The following is an 18,608-nucleotide window of genomic DNA, read 5'->3' on the forward strand; positions in this document are numbered from 1 at the left end:
TCAATTCTTCGGCAATGTAGGTCCAAAATCTATGTTCTATGTAGTGGAAAACAAGGTGCGTTTCCGCACCTTGTTTTCTTATTTGTTATGATGTTGCTTATGTGTTATTCAGAGATTTTAGCGTTTTCCACTAGGAATTCGACTGTGTTCTGCATGCGGATATCATTTTCAAGCATTTCAGTTCCACCTAAAGCTGTTTTGATCTGTTCAATGTCCATGTTGAATTGACCAGCCATTTTTTCAAGCTCTTTGTCGATGTCTTCTGAAGTGACTTGCATGTTTTCAGCTTCAGCAATTGCTTCAAGTGTCAATGAAACGCGTACGCGTGTTTCAGCATCACCGTGCATTTGCTCACGAAGTGCAGCTTCGTCTTGTCCAGAGAACTGGAAGTACAATTCAAGGTTCATCCCTTGTTGAGTCAAACGCTGTTCGAAATCGCTCATCATGCGGTCCATTTCTGAATGGATCATTGCATGAGGAATGTCGATTGTTGCGTTTTCAGCAGCTTTTTGTACCAATTCGTCGCGAAGTGTTGCGTCAGCAGCAGATTTCTTCTCAGCAATCAGGCTATCTTTCATCTTCGTGCGAAGTGCTTCCAGGCTTTCAACTTCAGGGTCGATTTCTTTAGCCAACTCGTCGTTCAATTCTGGAAGTTCCTTGCCTTTAACTTCGTTTACTTTCACTTTGAACGTTGCAGCTTTACCTGCAAGTTCAGCAGCGTGGTATTCTTCCGGGAAAGTCACTTCTACGTCTTTTTCTTCTCCAGATTTCACGCCGACCAATTGTTCTTCGAATCCTGGGATGAATGAGTTTGAACCGATTTCAAGAGAGTAGTCACTGCCTTGTCCGCCTTCAAATGCTTCTCCATCTACAAATCCTTCGAAATCGATAACAGCTGTATCGCCTTCAACGATTGCTTCGTCTTCTTTAACAGTCAACTCAGCCAAACGTTCCTGCTGCTCTTTCAACTGGTTTTCGATATCTTCATCAGATACATCAGTATCAGGTTTTGATGCTTCAAGACCTTTGTATTCGCCAAGCTCAACTTCAGGTTTTACGATCACTTTCGCTGTAAATACAAGCGGCTGATTTTTTTCGATTGTTTCGATGTCGATTTCAGGGCGGTCAACTGGGTTGATCCCTGCTTCTTCAACTGCATTCGCATAAGCGTCAGGCAGGATGAAGTCTAAAGCGTCCTGGTAAAGTGATTCAACGCCAAAACGTTTTTCGAACATTTGACGAGGCATTTTCCCTTTACGGAATCCTGGTACGTTGATTTCTTTAACGACTTTCTTAAACGCTTTATCAAGACCGGCGTTTACTTCTTCTGCAGGAACTTCGATTGTAAGAATCCCTGTGTTACCTTCTTGTTTTTCCCATTTTGCTGACATATTATAAGCCCTCCAAACATTTTCTACAAAGTCATTTTACGTTTTATACGAATTTTGACAACTTCAATATTATAGCACACATGTCCACAGGTTCAACTATTTCTACCCATTGCGCATTTCAAACCATAGTTCAGCCTGCTGGATCAACTCCAGCAGCTTTTCTTCTTCATGAAATGAAGTCAATCCACTGAACAGGCCTTCCGTGTAATCCATGTAGCCCTGTGCCACTTCCGCTTCACTGTAATCATCCCAAATGAACGGATACAGCAAGTAAATATGGCGTTCGAACAATTCCTTCACCAGTTCCAGGCGCGTCGGATCTTTCGCCAATGCATCTTCAATAATAGCCGTTATTTTTCGGATGCGGACGTTATTGACAGGATCCGGCAGTTCACTGATGTTGAACGTGCCGGTGTAATGGAATTTCTGAACCTTAACTTCCGCTTCAATCTTTTCCTGAAACAGCATGAATAATATGTATGTCTTCGTCAACAAATCGGCTTCCGGATGCTCGATGATCGCCAGAAGCCTCTTCTTTAAAGCTTGATAGGAAGTCGTTGGCAGATCCAGGATCAACTGCTCCTGTTCAGCCGGGTGCAGCGCCAGAAACGTATCAATGGCATAAAGGGATGCATCCACCTTCTCGGATGATGCATTCGCTGCGATGCGCTCGTTCAAGTCACGCAATTGCTGGAACTGCTCAAGCCGTTCTTCCGGCAATACTTTTTCTTCTATTAATACCTCGATCATCTTTTCCGCTTCTTCAAATTCGCGGACTTGCATTAAAATACTTATGTATAGCTCCATCGTCTCCAGGTAATGGATCGGACCGACCTTCAATAACTCCCTGCATACTTCCAGGGCTTCTTCAAATTCCCCAAGTTCATACAGACAATAAGTGTAGCCGCCTAAAGCAGCTGCGTGCTCAGGTTCATACGACAGCACCTGATACAGGCTATCCCGCGCGTCCTCGTACTTTTCTTCTTTCAGAAAAGTCATTCCTTCAGCCAGCAGCCGATTCACTGTCGTCGGAAAGACAATCACGTTCCCCTTGCGTTTCAAATCTCTGTATTTCTTTCGCATCCTACCACCTCTTTTGTATCTCATAATCATAACATATTCCCTTTTGACCTAAAATAAAAACCTTATTGCATGGATAATGTTTCCGCTCACCACATGGGTTTATGTTCGTTGCTCAGCTCCAAGGATTTTGGGATGAGCGCCATTGCCACAGCAAACAGCACAAGAATCATTCCGATTGTGTAAACCATGGGAAGGTCGAAGATTGCAGCGAACGGCAACGGCAATAAAATGATCCAGTTCAAGAGAGTCAGACGCTGCCTTGATTTTGCAGTAGCGTATTGATCGCTTCCGCAATGGGGACAGCGCATCGCTCCTCTGATTTTCCACGAGGCTTTGAATGATTGCTTCCGGGTCCACCGGGTTCCACAGCTTTTGCATATTGGCATAGAAACGCCTCCTTAGTTATAGTACGTAACGGGTGGCGTTTAGTTTCAGCGTTTCTTGAATCAGCGTTGTCGGATGAGAGGATTGGCTGCTGCGAGTGCCTCTGGTCTCACCTTTACACGAAAATAAAAAAAGCCGAACCAAGAAACCCCTTCAGGTCATTGGTTCAGCTAAAAAATACTATTCTATATTTTCCAGCGCCTCGAGAATCGGCTTTTCGAACACGGGGGCAAAACTCCGGGAAAATGTAGCGGTCATATGATTGGCGTCAAAATGCGTGACGACATTACCGACTACATAATGACAGTATTCCCCATCACAGAAATAATCCGTCACATCCATCGTTGTGGCATTTTCCGGCATATAGTCCACCTCGGATATCGGGTTCACCTCTCGCATGATATCTGCTTGCTTGGCTTTGCAATTTTCCGGTTCGTTTTCGTTTTCACTAAGGCACGTCAAAACGTGCTGTTTATACCAGGGCGTATCCCGCACAATAAATAACGGAATGTCCTGGTCTTCAAAATACTTCCAAGCTTCAATGAATCCATCAGATACTTCATCAAATTCTTCCTGTTGGCTTCCGACATTCCCTACAGTAAACAATAGATCGGGTTTATTTTCCGCTATTTCGGCCTTCATGTTTGCGAACCATTCCTCACATTCAGGGAAATCCGGATCCACTTCCTCCGTAAAGCGGCAGCTGCTCTTCAGGTAAGTGACGATTTTCAAATTATGCGTTTTCCCTAGTTCATCAAGCATCGGCTGCCAGTGGGCAGAATGGGATCCGCCGACAAGTGCCACCGTATAATCATAATCCGTCAGGCTGCCGTATTCACAAACCTTCGCCTTAGTGGTCACTTTCCCCACCATGCAGCGTTCTTCATAAATCACTGATCTGTCTATTTCCGCTACCTCTAAGCTCGGAAGGTACGGCTCATCAAATTCTGAAAGAGGTGTCAAGCGGCCGTCCTGCATATATGTGACTGCCCCTGGATGCGTGTCAGCACTCTCACTTAACAGCTCTGAATTGATTTCCGGCAGCGCCAAAGCCTGCTCTTCGTACATAGTGGCTGTAATCCAGATAAGGCCGGAAAAAACGACGATGATGCTGGCTGTCTTCCAAACGGACAACTGGATCTTTCGAATCGGCAACTCGAAGCCGTAAATTGTCAGGTAAGCAAAAATCGACGCGACCAGCATGATCAGCAAGCCGTGAGCTAGCGAAACCGTTTCTGCTTCAAACAAAGCGTAATAGAAAATTAGGAGCGGCCAATGCCATAGATAAAACGCATAGGAGATGCTTCCGAATTTTACTAAAGGCTTCCAGCTGAGCAAATTGAAAGCGCTGAAGTTCGTGGAGTAATTCCCTGCCACAATGATCAGGACAGCGGATAATACCGGCCATAGCGCCGCGTAGCCCGGGAACAGCTGGGATACCTGCAGGATAATGGCACAGCTGATCAGTCCAATCAACCCAAGCCAGCCGAAAATCCAGGCAAGCCGTGGGGAAATCACTAACCTATGGATCGTCAATGCCAAAATGCCGCCAATCCCGAATTCCCATACCCGTGTAAAGGTATGATAGTAAGCGAATGGCTGATTGACCGTGGTCAGATAAACTGAATAGCCGAAGGATACGACCGCAATTACCGAAATCACCAGGATCAGCATACGTTTTATGTGAGTACCTGAGAAAATCCGCAATAAGTTGATGGCCACAAAAAAGACCAACAGCCAAACTAAATAAAACTGGAATTGAATACTCAATGCCCAAAAATGCTGATACGGTGAGGCCGTATTGTTCTGTGCCAAATAATCGACCGAATCGACCGCAAGCCGCCAGTTCTGAAAATAAAATACAGAAGCTAAAAACTCATTCAAGTTTTGCTGTTTTGTGAAAGCCGGCATTATGTATAGACTGGCGATTAAAACCGTTATACCGATCAGCCAAGCCGTAGGCAACAACCGCTTCAACAACTTTACAATATAGGAAAAGTACAAGACCTTTCCGTTTTTCCGATACATCGACAGTAACGATGTAGTGATTAAAAAGCCTGATACCACGAAGAAAACATCCACTCCGCCCGATACCCGATTAAACCATATATGATAAATTGCCACTAATATCGCTGCGATTGTACGCAAGCCTTCCAGTTCGGGTCGGATACGCCTTTTAGTTTCCATGTAATTCTGCAACTCCTTGCCTTTTATAAACACATAGATATAATGGTATCATATTTATAATTTTCTGCTTTATTTTCTGTAAATTGCATTTATTTAAAGCGGAATTACTTCTTCCCAACCAATTTGGATGAAGAAGCAAGTTGCTCCCGAATATCCACTTCTATTCGTAAAAAGAAAAAAGAACCCTCCCCGCCGTTCACTGAACGATGGAGAGGGTTCTCTTTGTACTATGTACATTCCTATAATGTCCCAGGAGGGATTCGAACCCCCGACCGACGCCTTAGAAGGGCGTTGCTCTATCCAGCTGAGCTACTGAGACCAAAGCTTTCTTAGAGTCCAGACGGTGGCGCCTGCTGTTGCGGACGGCTTTGCTTTTCTAACGAAAGACAATTTTAATTATAGAAATGATTTAAAGAAAAGTCAATGCTATTTTAAAAAAACATTAAAATTAATTTCAGCTGATTTATTTCTGTTCGTTCAGCCAGTCGGGCATGCTTTCTTTCAATTGGCGCAATGCATTCCCCCGGTGTGAGATTGCCGCTTTTTCGTGAGGCTGGAGTTCGGCCATTGCTTTGTCCAGATCCGGCACGTAGAAAATCGGATCATAGCCAAAACCATTGTCGCCCCGGCGCTCATGAAGAATCGCCCCTTCACAAGATCCGGAAAAGGTTTCGGTTTTTTGTCCAGGAGCTGCTACTGCGAGCACACAGCGGAAACGCGCTGTACGTTCGCTGTCAGGCACGCCACTCAATTTTTCAAGTGCTTTATCGATATTTGCATCGTCGCTCTTAGCGGCGCCTGCATAGCGCGCTGAGTAGACACCCGGTTCGCCGTTCAAGGCATCGATTTCCAGCCCGCTGTCATCCGAGATGACGGGAATGCCGAGTGCTTTGGATACCGCTTCCGCTTTCAGGATGGCGTTCTCTTCAAACGTCACACCTGTTTCTTCCACATCCATATCCGCTGCCACGTCCAAAAGGGTCAGCACTTCATAACCCAGAGGTGCCAGCAAGGTTTCGAAATCCTTGGCTTTGCCTTTGTTTTGAGTTGCAATTACTATTCTTTTCATAGTTGTGCAGGCACCTTTTCACCAACGCGAGCAGCAATATCGCCCAAGGCATCACGCTGCATGTCGATCAATTGGCTGATCCCCGCTTCCCCAAGGTCCAGCAATTCAGTAAGCTGAGCGCGTGTGAAAGTCGACTCTTCCCCTGTTCCCTGCAATTCCACAAAATGACCTGCCCCTGTCATGACCAGGTTCATATCCACTTCCGCACTTGAATCTTCGACATAATTCAAGTCGAGGATCGGTCCGTTTTCAGCAGATATACCGACACTTGTCGCCGCAAGAAAATCCGTTACCGGGAATGCCGGAAGATCTAATTTGCCGATAGCCATCGTCATGGCGATGAATGCACCTGTAATCGATGCTGTACGTGTTCCGCCGTCTGCCTGGATAACGTCGCAGTCGATCCATAAAGTACGCTCACCGAGCTTCTCCAGGTCAACCACAGCACGCAATGCGCGGCCGATCAAACGCTGGATCTCCATTGTGCGTCCTCCGATTTTACCGGCAGATGCCTCGCGGCGGTTCCGGCTGTTGGTGGCACGGGGCAGCATGGAATATTCTGCGGTGATCCAGCCCTTGCCCTGCCCTCTAAGGAATCCTGGAACTTTATCTTCAATGGTAGCGGTACAGATGACTTTCGTCTGCCCTACTGTGATCAATACCGAGCCTTCCGGGTGAATCAAATAATCGACGTCCACTGATACGGGACGCAGTTCGTTCGTTTGTCTACTATCTATGCGTGTCATAAAATTTCCTCCTTGTATATGCTCAAATAGCTTACCATATTTCAGTGATAACGACAAAAACCTGAGGGCTGTGAGCCCTCAGGTTTTTGGAAATCGAATCGAATGGATGATCGGTTCATCGATCCCCAGCCATTTGTGGATGATGGAGCCGAAAATCTGCGTTGATCCCGATGTATAGAAATGATGCACCGGCGGCTGCTTCCATTCTGCGAATTGTTTTTTATAGCTCAAGTAACGCTCTACATCCTTTGCCGTTTCTTCTGCAGATGACAGCACATGTACTGTGTCGCCTAAGACTTCTTCGATGAAGCCCTGCAGCAACGGGTAATGCGTACAGCCCAGAATCGCTGTATCGAAATCCTCATGGGCAATCGTCGCAAGCGTATCCTGAACGATCCGGTGAGCGAACTCGCCTTCATATTCATCACTCTCGACCAAAGGGACAAAGCGCGGGCATGCCAACTGCACGACGTGCGATGAAGAAACCAATGACAGGATGGCTTTTTCGTATGCTCCACTCTCGACTGTTCCCAGTGTGCCCAAAACGGCGATTTTTTTCGTCGTTGAAGATTTGATCGCAGCCCGTGCCCCTGGAAAAATAACCCCGATCACGGGGATCGGCAGATTTCTCTGCAGGGAGTATAGCGCTGCGGCTGTTGCGGTATTGCAGGCGATGACCAGCATTTTAATATTCTTTTTCATCAATGCATCGGCCATTTGCCATGTATAGGTCCGCACTTCCGACAGCGGACGCGGTCCATACGGGCATCTGGCATTATCACCGATATAGTAAATCTGCTCATTCGGCAATAGTTTCATAATTTCTTTTGCGACGGTAAGTCCACCGACTCCTGAATCAATTACTCCAATTGGCGCATTCAACGTCATCGCCTCTATCCTATTTCATGTTTTTATGCAATTTCTCAAGTAAAGCTGCAAATTGTTCCGCTTCTTCTTTTGTAAAGTCCGCTAACACGGTCTGCAGGTATTCCTGGCGTTTTTGGATAACTTCTTCGATAACCCGTTCGCCTTCTTTTAATAATTTGATCCGGACGACGCGGCGGTCCTGTTCTTCACGGATGCGCACAACCAGCTCATTTTTCTCCATGCGGTCAACCAGATCGGTTGTGGTGCTGAACGCCAGATACATTTTATTCGACAGGTCGCCGATGGTCATGTCTCCATGTTCGAACAGCCATTGCAGCGCGATGAATTGAGGCGGCGTAATTGTATAGGAATTCAAAATTTCCCGGCCTTTTTGCTTGATGATTCCAGAAATATAGCGCAGTTCCTTTTCCATAAAGGCGATGCGTTCTAATTCATGGCTGAAGCCTTGCTTGTCATCATTCATTTCCAGTTACCACTCCTTGAAAAACCTTCTTCTTTCTATAGTGAAGGTTTTTTATTGATATAGCAAGAGCTCCCTTACTTTTTTGCAGCAGCCAATTGCTCTGCCCGGAGCATTTCAATGTCCTGTTCTGTCCACGGATGCCCTTTGCCGGTCTGTTTTGAGATCTGGACAATCGCCCCTCTTCCGGTAAAGCAGGTTTCCCCTTTTTCATTGACCGTCCAGTAATGAACATCAACCGAAGACGTGCCGACGCGCGCAATTTTGACATGGACATCCAGTTTTTCATCGAAAAATACTTGCTGGACAAAATCCACCTGCATATCGGCTACGACCGGAAACAATTCGTTACCTTCCTCAAGCCAGCGTTGCATCATGCCCATCTCTTTCATGAACTCGATCCGCGCAAACTCAAAATAAGCGATGGGCACCGTGTTGTTGACATGCCCGAACATGTCCGTTTCAGAGAAACGCACCTGCACCGGAGCAGAAAAAGTAAATTCCCGCCTCCATTGATCAAAATTCTCAATATAACTCGCTTTCATAGGAAACCTCCACTAATTCAAACTCTTCATTTTCTTAGTATATCAAAAACTTCAGGAAAGGGCAGGAAATTATGTAGACTTTACTACGCTGCTCTTCCTACTCACTAACAATAGACAAAAATAAAAACCCCGCCGCAGCGGGGTTTCCATTAAATACTAGTCAACCATTCTGTCGCTTCCGAAGAAGTTGCGGAACATTTGAACAGTAGTGTCGCGGTTCAAGGCTGCGATTGAAGTTGTCAAAGGAATTCCTTTAGGACAAGATTCTACACAGTTTTGAGAGTTACCGCAGCTTGCTAATCCGCCTTCACCCATGATCGCGTTCAAACGTGCATCGCGGTTCATAGAACCAGTCGGATGAGCGTTCATCAAACGAACCTGTGAAAGTGGTGCAGCTCCGATGAAATCGGACTTATCGTTGACGTTCGGGCATGCTTCAAGACATACGCCGCAAGTCATACATTTAGATAGTTCGTAAGCCCACTGGCGTTTGCGCTCAGGCATACGTGGTCCATCTCCAAGGTCATGCGTACCATCGATCGGCACCCATGCTTTAACTTTCTTCAACGAGTCGAACATACGGCTGCGGTCAATGACAAGGTCACGGACAACAGGGAATGTTTTCATCGGCTGAAGACGGATCGGCTGTTCCAATTGGTCGACGAGAGCAGTACACGATTGACGCGCTTTGCCGTTGATGACCATTGAACATGCGCCACAAACCTCTTCCAGACAGTTCATGTCCCAGTTTACAGGAGTGGTTTTCTTCCCTTCCATGTTGACAGGGTTACGGCGAATTTCCATCAATGCCGAAATGACATTCATATTCGCCTTATATGGCAATTCGAACTTTTCCCAATACGAATCTTCATCCGTAGAGTTTCTGCGTTCGATTTCAAATAGTACCGTTTTTGCTGCTTCACCCATGGTAAATTAGCTCCCTTCTATATTATGCTTTTGCTGAATAATCACGTTTACGCGGCGGAATCAACGAGGTGTCGACTTCTTCATAATGGAAGATAGGTGCATCAAAGCCATTAAATTTCGCCATCGTTGTTTTCAAGAACTCTTCATCATTACGTTCCGGGAAATCGGGTTTGTAATGAGCGCCACGGCTTTCGTTACGGTTAAGTGCCCCGATTGTGATCACTCGTGCTAAATGTAGCATATTTCGCAATTGACGTGTGAACATTGCGCCTTGGTTGCTCCAAAGCTGAGTATCGGTGATGCTGATATGGTTGAAGCGCTCAAGCAGTTCCTGGAGTTTTTCATCCGTCTTCTGCAAACGATCGTTATAGCGTACCACTGTTACATTGTCGGTCATCCATTCGCCTAATTCTTTGTGAAGAACGTAAGCGTTTTCTGTGCCGTCCAATGCCAGAATTTCTTCCCATTTGCGTTGCTCTTCTGCTTCAGCTTTGTCGAAAATAGCTGAAGGAAGGTCTTCTGCCAATACTTCAAGGCCTTTAACATATTCAAGAGCGTTCGGTCCTGCGACCATACCGCCGTAAATTGCTGAAAGCAATGAGTTCGCGCCCAGACGGTTACCACCGTGCTGAGAGTAATCACATTCACCCGCTGCCAAAACGCCAGGGATGCTTGTCATTTGGTGGTCATCGACCCATAATCCACCCATTGAATAATGGACAGCCGGGAAGATTTTCATCGGTACTTTACGAGGGTCATCACCTGTGAATTTCTCGTAGATCTCGATGATTCCACCTAATTTGATATCCAATTCTTTTGGATCTTTGTGTGAAAGATCCAAGTAAACCATGTTCTCGCCGTTAATGCCGAGCTTCTGGTTAACGCAGACATCGAAGATTTCACGTGTTGCGATATCACGTGGAACCAGGTTTCCGTATGCCGGATATTTTTCTTCAAGGAAATACCAAGGCTTGCCGTCTTTGTAAGTCCAAATACGTCCGCCTTCCCCACGAGCCGATTCTGACATTAAGCGCAGTTTATCGTCTCCCGGAATCGCTGTCGGGTGAATTTGGATAAATTCGCCGTTTGCGTAGTATGCCCCTTGTTGATAGACGATGGAAGCCGCTGAACCTGTGTTGATGACGGAGTTCGTCGATTTCCCGAAAATGATTCCCGGTCCACCGGTTGCCATGATGACAGCATCCGCACGGAACGAATTAATTTCCATGGTCGTCATATTTTGAGCCGTGATTCCTTTACCGACGCCCTGCTCATCAAGAACAAGACCAAGGAATTCCCAGCCTTCATATTTAGTGATCAGTCCGCTCACTTCATAGCGGCGAACCTGCTCGTCCAATGCATACAACAATTGCTGCCCAGTTGTAGCGCCGGCAAATGCTGTTCTATGGTACATCGTTCCACCGAAACGACGGAAATCCAAAAGGCCTTCCGGTGTACGGTTGAACATTACGCCCATACGGTCGAACATGCGGATAATTCCGGGTGCTGCATCCGCCATTGCTTTTACGGGACGCTGATTCGCAAGGAAGTCGCCTCCGTAAACAGTATCATCAAAGTGAATATCCGGGGAATCCCCTTCACCTTTTGTATTGACCGCTCCGTTGATCCCGCCTTGTGCACATACTGAGTGGGACCGTTTAACGGGAACGATTGAAAATAAATCGACGGGAGAACCTGCCTCTGCAACTTTAATTGCTGCCATCAAGCCGGCAAGGCCACCACCGACGATAGAAATTTTGCCCTTCGCCATGTTAGTATTCACTCCTCTTTTAGTTCACCAATGATTGAAACATTCTTAAACGAATGCAAACAATGCTCTGATACCAATGATCGATAATACAATAAATACTAGAAGCGTGAAATAAGTTGCGTTTCGCTGTGATGCTTCGGACTGTGTAATTCCCCATGTAACAAGGAATGACCAAATTCCGTTCGAGAAATGGAAAACTGCTGCCAACACACCGACGATGTAGAAGGCCAACATGAATGGATTGCTTAAAATGTTTTCCATCATATTGAAATCAGCTTCTGCTGCTGCTCCGATCGCGACTTGGAATCTTGTTTCAAAGACGTGCCAAGCGATGAAGACTACCAGGAAGACCCCTGTATAACGTTGTGCGACAAACAAAATGTTGCGCATATAGCTATAATGCCCAGGATTGTTCTTCGAAGTAAACGCTATGTATAGACCGTAGAATGCGTGATACATGAGCGGTAAATAAATGACAAATATCTCCAGGAAAATAACGAATGGAAGATTTGCCATGAAGTGAGATGCATTATTGAATGCCTCTACCCCTTGTGTAGCAAAATGGTTGACGATTAAGTGCTGCGTTAAGAATAAACCGATAGGAATGATCCCCAACAATGAGTGCAGCCTGCGCATTAAAAATTCACGATTGTTATCCAAAATTTTACCCCCCTCAAAACATTGATTGGCAACTTTCAAAGCTAACGATATATTACGAAAGCACCTGAAGCCGCACACCATCATGATACATTAATATGACATATTTATTGTACTCTCCCCCTTTAGGAGCGTCAAGGTACCGAAACTCTTTTGAACAGATAGTTACTAAGTATTTTATTGATGAATTACGCCCTATCTGCAATAAAACAGCTTGGAATGTAACCGTTTTAATAGAATTCTGACAAAAAGCGATTCTCTAATTGAGAATCGCTTTTTGACCCTAATTCATCGTATTGTAGTGATAACAGCATTATTGCACTATTGCTATTGAGAATTTGAACAAATTGTGAATTTTATCACTTACTATTATTATTTGGCGGATGTTGCCTTTTTACTTGAAGAGCTGTGCATTAAGAAGACTGGACTTCAGACAGACCATAGGCATCATGTAAAGCATTCGCCGATTTTCTCATATCTGATTCCTGCACCACTACTGAAATTTTGATTTCGGAGGTGCTGACCATTTTCACTGGAATCTCCTGGCTTCTTAAAATATCGAACATCCGTGCAGCTACGCCCGGATTGGATACCATTCCCGATCCCACAATCGACACTTTCGACAAACCGACCTCGACGTTCAGCGACAGGAAGCCGATTTCATCTTTTGCGTCTGTGAGGACACGGCGCGTTTCTTCCAGGCTTTCCTGAGAGATGGAAAATGAAACCGATGGCGGAAATTCATCACTGATGCTTTGGACGATGATGTCCACATCAATCTGATTTTCAGCAAGTTTTGTAAATATATTGGCGAGGGAACCGTTGAATGGTTTTTTATAAGTGACGGTCACACGCGCGATTCCGGGTTCAAATGCAACACCTCTGACGATTAAGTTTTTCTCCACAGTGATCACCTCTTGTATGATTGTGCCAGGCTCATTTGAATAACTTGCTCTGACGGATAATGGTACATGATTGTTTTTTGCGAACTCGACGGCGCGTGGATGCAGGACCCCTGCCCCCAAATTGGCGAGCTCCAGCATTTCGTCATAGGAAATCTGTTCCAGCTTGCGTGCACCTGTGACAAACCGGGGATCCGATGTATAGACACCGTTGACATCTGTATAAATTTCGCATTTCTCCGCTTTTAAAGCTGCGGCCAGTGCAACAGCCGTCGTATCAGATCCACCTCGGCCGAGCGTGGTGATATTGCCGATTTTATCGACTCCTTGAAAACCGGCCACCACACAAAAATAGCCATTTTCCAATACACGTTCAAGACGCTCTGTATGGATTTGTTCAATGCGTGCATTGCGGGGCACGGATTCTGTTTCGATTCCCGCCTGCCAACCGGTAAAAGATAAGGCTTCATGACCCAGCTTTTTGAAGGCCATCGCCAAGAGCGAAATGGTGATCTGCTCACCAGTGGCCAGCAGCATGTCCATTTCCCGCTTTGGCGGTTCAGAAGAAATTTCCCCGGCCAGCCCGAGCAGCGTATCGGTCGTCTTGCCCATAGCCGAAACGACAATGACAACCCGTTTGCCTTTTTCTTTTTCACGGATGGCCCGTTCAGCCACTCCGATGATCTTTTCCGGAGTTGCGACAGACGTCCCTCCAAATTTCATGACGATTGTTTCCATTTCATCCACTCCCACATTTAGTATGTGGCCCTCACTATGACCGGCAGCAAAGCCGGCCACAAAAAAAGGCAGTTCACCGCAACCACGGCAAACTACCTCTTTCATCATGTACGAAAAACGTCCATGTGAGATAGCCCTCCAGAGATTGACTCTGACAGCTCTGCATTTCTTAAATGCAGAACCAGCATGCGCAACAGCAGTAACACGCACACTTCGGCGACCGCCCCTTTCACCATTCATCTCAGATTCTGCAAATCTCCGAATGCTTACTATTGACGTTCGCGCCTCTATCATCACTTTTCCAAGTGATTCAATTATTCTATTACGATAACACGTTAAGATTCGCTTGGCAATGTGTCTTCCCCAAAATGCTGACTGATGGACAACGCCAGCGCTTCCGGCATTCCCGCCTCTTTGATTTCTTCGACAGAGGCTTCTTTGAGTTTCTTGACAGATCCAAAATGCTTCAGCAGCTGCTGTTTGCGTTTCGGTCCGACTCCTTCAAGACCGTCGAGCGCCGACTGGATCGAATTCTTGCCGCGCAGCTGACGGTGGAAAGTGATGACAAAACGGTGGACCTCATCTTGAATCCGCTGCATCAGATAGAAAGCTTCACTGGTCCGCTTGAGCGGCACAACTTCAGCAGGTGACCCATACAGCAATTGGGAAGTTTGGTGCTTTGCATCTTTCGCCAGTCCCGCAATCGGTATCGATAAACCGAGTTCGTCCTCCAGGATTTCGCGCGCCGACTCCATCTGGCCTTTTCCTCCATCGATGACGATCAGATCCGGCAAAGGCAGACCGTCTTTCAGGACTCGTGAATAGCGGCGGCGGATAACTTCGCGCATTGCTGCATAATCATCGGGCTTGGAAGCATTGCGTGTTTTGTATTTCCGGTAATCCTTTTTGGAAGGCTTGCCGTCGATGAACGTAATCATCGCAGATACCGCATCGGCTCCTTGAATGTGGGAGTTGTCGAATGCTTCGATGCGCAAAGGCGTTTCGATGTTCATTGCTTCTCCCAGGTCTACGCAGGCACCGATTGTCCGTTCTTCCTGGCGCTCGAGCAGCTGGAATTTCTCTTTGATGGCAATTTCGGCATTTTTCTTAGCCAGCGCCACCAAATCTTTTTTCTTGCCGCGCTGGGGAACCAGTACCCGGACTCCAAGCCATTCTTTTAACATCTCCGGATCATCCGCTTCCGGCAACAGAATTTCACTCGGCTTGACATGGTTGGCCTTTTCATAAAATTGCCCCAGAAACGTCAAAAACTCTTCTTCTGGATCCCGGTAGAGCGGAAACAGCGAAACGTCGCGTTCAATCAGTTTGCCTTGACGCACAAAAAAGACTTGTACGCACATCCAGCCCTTATCGACTGCATAGGCAAAGACGTCGCGATTGGTGAAATCGTTCATCGCCATCTTCTGTTTTTCCATCACGGTTTCAATCATGGAAATTTGGTCGCGGTATTCCTTGGCACGTTCAAATTCCAGGTTCTCTGAAGCTTCGGACATCTTCTCGACCAATTGCTGCTTCACTTCCCGGAATCCGCCGTTCAGGAATCTGGTGATGCCGTCGATCATTTCCTGATAGGTTTCCTTTTCGACAGGCTTGACGCAAGGAGCCAAACATTGCCCTAAATGATAGTACAAACAAACCCGATCCGGCATGGTATGGCATTTCCGCAATGGATACAGACGATCCAACAGCTTTTTCGTCTCCGCTGCCGCGTAAGCATTCGGGTAAGGGCCAAAGTATTTTCCTTTGTCTTTTTTCACCTGTCTGGTTGTAATCAGCTTCGGATGGCGCTCTCCCGTGATTTTCAAGTACGGATAGCTTTTGTCATCCTTCAGCATAATATTGTATTTAGGGTCATATTTTTTGATCAAATTCAATTCGAGAATCAACGCTTCTTTATCTGAAGAAGTGACGATATATTCGAAATCCTCGATTTCATTGACCAAACGCTGTGTTTTTGCATCGTGGCTGCCCGTGAAATACGAGCGCACGCGGTTTTTCAAAACTTTCGCCTTACCGACATAAATGACGGTATTCTGGCGATCCTTCATCAAATAGCAGCCTGGTTGACCAGGCAATACTGCCAATTTATGCTGAATCAATTCGTTAGCCATCTTTTATCTCACCCTATTAAAAAACCGGGCACCATCGCTGGACCCGGTTAAGAATTATGCGTGTTTTTCAACCAATTCAGCTAAAGCTTCTTTCGGTCTGAAACCAACCACTTTGTCAACTGTTTCTCCGTCTTTCATCAACAACAAAGTCGGAATGGACATGATGCCGTAGTTTCCAGCTGTTTCCTGGTTTTGATCCACATCAACTTTTACGATTTTAACTTTATCGCTCATTTCAGCGTCTAATTCTTCCAGCACTGGAGCGATCATTTTACATGGTCCGCACCAAGTTGCCCAAAAATCTACTAAAACGAGTCCTTCTGATACTTCTTGTGAAAAGTTCTGATCTGTTCCGTGTACGATTGCCATGAATAATTCCTCCTTATGATTGAACCAAACTATATACAGAGTATAGCATGTGCTAAAAACACTAGCTATTTTTTTGCCTACTCTTCCAATACCCGGCAACTGAGGGCGTTAAACAGAAAACGGCGGCTGGCCCAGTGGACCCGCCGCCATTCAAAATTACATTACTTTCTTGAATTCTTCTGTCAGCATCGGGATGACTTCGAACAAGTCTCCGACAATGCCGTAATCCGCTACTTTGAAGATGTTCGCTTCCGGATCTTTGTTGATCGCCACGATCACTTTCGAGTTGGACATACCGGCCATGTGCTGGATTGCGCCAGAAATACCAGCTGCGATATACAGGTCAGGTGTAACCACTTTGCCTGTCTGACCGATTTGAAGCGAGTAATCGCAATAATCCGCGTCACAAGCTCCGCGTGATGCCCCAACAGCGCCGCCAAGAAGATTCGCCAATTCCTGCAACGGCTCAAATCCATCAGCACTCTTAACTCCACGGCCTCCGGCTACGATGACTTTCGCTTCCGAAAGATCGACGCCTTCAGATGATTTGCGCACTACGTTTTTGATGATTGTGCGAAGGTTTGTAATATCAACCGACAACGAACTGACATCGCCTGAACGTTCCTGTCTTTCAAGCGGTGCAATGTTGTTCGAACGCACGGTGATGAAAACGATGCCTTCTTTCAGCTTCACTTTTTCAAATGCTTTACCAGAGAAGATCGGGCGGATGAATACCGCCTCATCGCCTTCGCCTTCAATGTCCGTTACATCCGAAATCAATCCGGACTGTAATTTGGAAGCGATTTTCGGAGCCAAATCTTTGCCGACTGCCGTATGGCCGAAGACAAGACCTTCCGGATTTTCCTGTTCAACGACTGCCATGAATGCTTGGCCGTAGCCGTCCGATGTATACGATTTCAAATGCGGATGTTCAACCGTTACGACGCGGTCAGCACCGTATGCAATCAGTTCAGCGCCGAAATCTGCAACCGAATCACCGATCAGAACACCTACTACTTCTCCGCCGCCAGAAATTTTCTTAGCTGCTGCAATTGCTTCAAATGAGACATTACGCAAAGCGCCTTCGCGCGTTTCTCCTAAAACCAATACTTTTTTCGCCATAGTCCGTTTACCCCCTAAGTAGATGTGAAAAATGTTCCCGCCTTTACGGGTTAGATAACTCCTAGAAATCATGAAGGTTTACTTAATATTTATACTGAACTAATATTTTTTCAATTCAAATTTTATTACGGATATTCCGCAAACAGCTCCGCTTTCCTGCGGGCTTGCACCGAACTAACTCGGGCTGGCCCGAGTGGATTTCGGTACTTCGCTATCCCGCGGGAGTCTACACTGATTTGCTCCATATCCTAGTAATTTAACAATCTAATTTTTTATTGCTCTAATTTATAAAGCATCATAGAAGAAGGAGTGGAAGGCGGCGACTCCTGCGGGAAAGCGCGTCCAGGTGAGACCCCAGAAGGCGCTAGCCTGAGGAGGCTCACGGACCGCCCGCGGAAAGCGTCCGCCTGGAGCGAGTTCTTCCTATGACTCCTATGCAAAAATAAATAAACTAAAACTTCTTTAAATAACCTTCGCTTCGTTGCGCAGCAATCCTACCAGTTCTGTTACCTGGTTGGAGATGTCGCCTTCAAGAATACGGCCAGCCGCTTTTTTCGGTGGCAGGTAGATTTCGATTGTTTCTGTTTTCGCTTCTACATCGTCTTCTTCGATATCCAAATCATCCAGTTCCAATTCTTCAAGCGGCTTTTTCTTCGCTTTCATGATTCCTGGAAGTGATGGATAACGCGGCTCGTTCAAGCCCTGCTGAGCTGTTACCAGAAGCGGCAATGATGTTTCCAATTCTTCCGCATCCCCTTCGATATCGCGGACGATGGTAACCGTTTCGCCTTCAATGCTCAGGCTGGTGATCGTTGTGACATAGTTGATGCCAAGCAAATCAGCAACACGTGGTCCGACTTGGCCGGATCCGCCGTCGATTGCTACGTTACCCGCTAAAATCAAATCAGCTTCTTTGTCTTTTAAATATTCAGCCAGTATGTACGCAGAAGTAAACTGGTCCATTTCTTCTATATCGTCTTCCGTGTTGATCAAGACCGCTTTGTCAGCGCCCATTGCAAGAGCTGTACGAAGCTGCTTCTCAGCCTCGTCGCTGCCGATTGTGACTACTGTCACTTCGCCGCCGTGTGCATCACGGACTGTGATTGCTTCTTCAATTGCGTATTCATCGTATGGATTGATGATGAATTCCGCGCCGTCTTCCTGGATTTGTCCACCTGAAACGACAATTTTCTCTTCTGTGTCAAACGTACGTTTTACCAATACATAAATGTTCATG

At 46.2% G+C, this 18,608-nt stretch carries 17 protein-coding genes, 1 tRNA gene and 1 riboswitch; all 18 genes read right to left on the bottom strand.

Annotation, left to right across the window (positions count from 1 at the left end; translation table 11 throughout):
- Positions 1-104 precede the first annotated feature (104 nt).
- The 18 genes from tig to K8U60_RS10625 all read right to left on the bottom strand — a co-directional run bounded on the left by tig (position 105) and on the right by K8U60_RS10625 (position 18,607).
- A complete protein-coding gene (tig, locus tag K8U60_RS10540) occupies positions 105-1,391 on the bottom strand; it encodes a trigger factor (protein WP_223638303.1) in 1,287 nt (428 codons plus the stop codon).
- Positions 1,392-1,493: 102 nt separating this feature from the next.
- Positions 1,494-2,474 carry a tetratricopeptide repeat protein gene (locus K8U60_RS10545; RefSeq protein ID WP_223638306.1) on the bottom strand — a complete coding sequence of 327 codons (981 nt, stop codon included), beginning with the start codon at positions 2,472-2,474 and terminating at the stop codon, positions 1,494-1,496.
- An 86-nt stretch (positions 2,475-2,560) separates the two neighbouring features.
- Positions 2,561-2,860 carry a TIGR04104 family putative zinc finger protein gene (locus K8U60_RS10550; RefSeq protein ID WP_223638309.1) on the bottom strand — a complete coding sequence of 100 codons (300 nt, stop codon included), beginning with the start codon at positions 2,858-2,860 and terminating at the stop codon, positions 2,561-2,563.
- 178 nt (positions 2,861-3,038) lie between these two features.
- Positions 3,039-5,045 (bottom strand): acyltransferase family protein, encoded by a 2,007-nt coding sequence (locus K8U60_RS10555; RefSeq protein WP_223638311.1) that lies wholly within the window; start codon positions 5,043-5,045, stop codon positions 3,039-3,041.
- Positions 5,046-5,290: 245 nt separating this feature from the next.
- A tRNA-Arg gene (locus K8U60_RS10560) sits at positions 5,291-5,364 on the bottom strand.
- A 144-nt stretch (positions 5,365-5,508) separates the two neighbouring features.
- Positions 5,509-6,114 (bottom strand): XTP/dITP diphosphatase, encoded by a 606-nt coding sequence (locus tag K8U60_RS10565; RefSeq protein WP_223638314.1) that lies wholly within the window; start codon positions 6,112-6,114, stop codon positions 5,509-5,511.
- Positions 6,111-6,860, bottom strand: coding sequence for a ribonuclease PH (rph, locus tag K8U60_RS10570; RefSeq protein WP_223638317.1), 750 nt, complete (start codon positions 6,858-6,860; stop codon positions 6,111-6,113). The genes K8U60_RS10565 and rph overlap by 4 nt, the downstream gene beginning before the upstream one ends.
- A 78-nt stretch (positions 6,861-6,938) precedes the next feature.
- Positions 6,939-7,742 carry a glutamate racemase gene (gene racE / locus K8U60_RS10575; RefSeq protein ID WP_223638520.1) on the bottom strand — a complete coding sequence of 268 codons (804 nt, stop codon included), beginning with the start codon at positions 7,740-7,742 and terminating at the stop codon, positions 6,939-6,941.
- 16 nt (positions 7,743-7,758) lie between these two features.
- A complete protein-coding gene (locus tag K8U60_RS10580; RefSeq protein WP_223638320.1) occupies positions 7,759-8,211 on the bottom strand; it encodes a MarR family winged helix-turn-helix transcriptional regulator in 453 nt (150 codons plus the stop codon).
- A 74-nt stretch (positions 8,212-8,285) separates the two neighbouring features.
- The gene (locus K8U60_RS10585) at positions 8,286-8,753 is read right to left on the bottom strand and encodes an acyl-CoA thioesterase (RefSeq protein ID WP_223638323.1); all 468 of its coding nucleotides are present in this window, start codon (positions 8,751-8,753) and stop codon (positions 8,286-8,288) included.
- Between the two features lie 156 nt (positions 8,754-8,909).
- A complete protein-coding gene (sdhB, locus tag K8U60_RS10590) occupies positions 8,910-9,680 on the bottom strand; it encodes a succinate dehydrogenase iron-sulfur subunit (RefSeq protein WP_223638326.1) in 771 nt (256 codons plus the stop codon).
- A 22-nt stretch (positions 9,681-9,702) separates the two neighbouring features.
- Positions 9,703-11,451, bottom strand: coding sequence for a succinate dehydrogenase flavoprotein subunit (gene sdhA, locus K8U60_RS10595; protein WP_223638329.1), 1,749 nt, complete (start codon positions 11,449-11,451; stop codon positions 9,703-9,705).
- A 45-nt stretch (positions 11,452-11,496) separates the two neighbouring features.
- Entirely contained in the window at positions 11,497-12,111 is a 615-nt protein-coding gene (locus K8U60_RS10600; RefSeq protein ID WP_223638332.1) for a succinate dehydrogenase cytochrome b558 subunit, read from the bottom strand.
- A 410-nt stretch (positions 12,112-12,521) separates the two neighbouring features.
- Positions 12,522-13,748, bottom strand: coding sequence for an aspartate kinase (locus K8U60_RS10605; protein WP_223638335.1), 1,227 nt, complete (start codon positions 13,746-13,748; stop codon positions 12,522-12,524).
- Positions 13,749-13,871: 123 nt separating this feature from the next.
- Positions 13,872-14,046: riboswitch (Lysine riboswitch) on the bottom strand.
- A gap of 37 nt (positions 14,047-14,083) precedes the next feature.
- Positions 14,084-15,880, bottom strand: a complete 1,797-nt coding sequence (gene uvrC / locus K8U60_RS10610; RefSeq protein WP_223638337.1) for an excinuclease ABC subunit UvrC — start codon at positions 15,878-15,880, stop codon at positions 14,084-14,086.
- A 54-nt stretch (positions 15,881-15,934) separates the two neighbouring features.
- On the bottom strand, positions 15,935-16,249 hold the full coding sequence (gene trxA, locus K8U60_RS10615; RefSeq protein ID WP_008431421.1) for a thioredoxin: 315 nt from the start codon (positions 16,247-16,249) through the stop codon (positions 15,935-15,937).
- A 156-nt stretch (positions 16,250-16,405) separates the two neighbouring features.
- Entirely contained in the window at positions 16,406-17,371 is a 966-nt protein-coding gene (locus tag K8U60_RS10620; protein WP_223638345.1) for an electron transfer flavoprotein subunit alpha/FixB family protein, read from the bottom strand.
- Between the two features lie 462 nt (positions 17,372-17,833).
- Positions 17,834-18,607: an electron transfer flavoprotein subunit beta/FixA family protein gene (locus K8U60_RS10625; RefSeq protein ID WP_223638348.1), complete on the bottom strand. Its 774-nt coding sequence runs from the start codon at positions 18,605-18,607 to the stop codon at positions 17,834-17,836.
- Position 18,608: the final 1 nt, after the last annotated feature.

The sequence above is a fragment of the Planococcus circulans genome, assembly GCF_020023385.1.
Taxonomy (GTDB): domain Bacteria; phylum Bacillota; class Bacilli; order Bacillales_A; family Planococcaceae; genus Planococcus.

Bases quoted from the DNA above. Each gene is read 5' to 3' on its own strand.
- tig (WP_223638303.1), bottom strand. From the start codon at position 1,391: ATGTCAGCAAAATGGGAAAAACAAGAAGGTAACACAGGGATTCTTACA.
- K8U60_RS10545 (WP_223638306.1), bottom strand. From the start codon at position 2,474: ATGCGAAAGAAATACAGAGATTTGAAACGCAAGGGGAACGTGATTGTC.
- K8U60_RS10550 (WP_223638309.1), bottom strand. From the start codon at position 2,860: ATGCCAATATGCAAAAGCTGTGGAACCCGGTGGACCCGGAAGCAATCA.
- K8U60_RS10555 (WP_223638311.1), bottom strand. From the start codon at position 5,045: ATGGAAACTAAAAGGCGTATCCGACCCGAACTGGAAGGCTTGCGTACA.
- K8U60_RS10565 (WP_223638314.1), bottom strand. From the start codon at position 6,114: ATGAAAAGAATAGTAATTGCAACTCAAAACAAAGGCAAAGCCAAGGAT.
- rph (WP_223638317.1), bottom strand. From the start codon at position 6,860: ATGACACGCATAGATAGTAGACAAACGAACGAACTGCGTCCCGTATCA.
- K8U60_RS10580 (WP_223638320.1), bottom strand. From the start codon at position 8,211: ATGAATGATGACAAGCAAGGCTTCAGCCATGAATTAGAACGCATCGCC.
- K8U60_RS10585 (WP_223638323.1), bottom strand. From the start codon at position 8,753: ATGAAAGCGAGTTATATTGAGAATTTTGATCAATGGAGGCGGGAATTT.
- sdhB (WP_223638326.1), bottom strand. From the start codon at position 9,680: ATGGGTGAAGCAGCAAAAACGGTACTATTTGAAATCGAACGCAGAAAC.
- sdhA (WP_223638329.1), bottom strand. From the start codon at position 11,451: ATGGCGAAGGGCAAAATTTCTATCGTCGGTGGTGGCCTTGCCGGCTTG.
- K8U60_RS10605 (WP_223638335.1), bottom strand. From the start codon at position 13,748: ATGGAAACAATCGTCATGAAATTTGGAGGGACGTCTGTCGCAACTCCG.
- uvrC (WP_223638337.1), bottom strand. From the start codon at position 15,880: ATGGCTAACGAATTGATTCAGCATAAATTGGCAGTATTGCCTGGTCAA.
- trxA (WP_008431421.1), bottom strand. From the start codon at position 16,249: ATGGCAATCGTACACGGAACAGATCAGAACTTTTCACAAGAAGTATCA.
- K8U60_RS10620 (WP_223638345.1), bottom strand. From the start codon at position 17,371: ATGGCGAAAAAAGTATTGGTTTTAGGAGAAACGCGCGAAGGCGCTTTG.
- K8U60_RS10625 (WP_223638348.1), bottom strand. From the start codon at position 18,607: ATGAACATTTATGTATTGGTAAAACGTACGTTTGACACAGAAGAGAAA.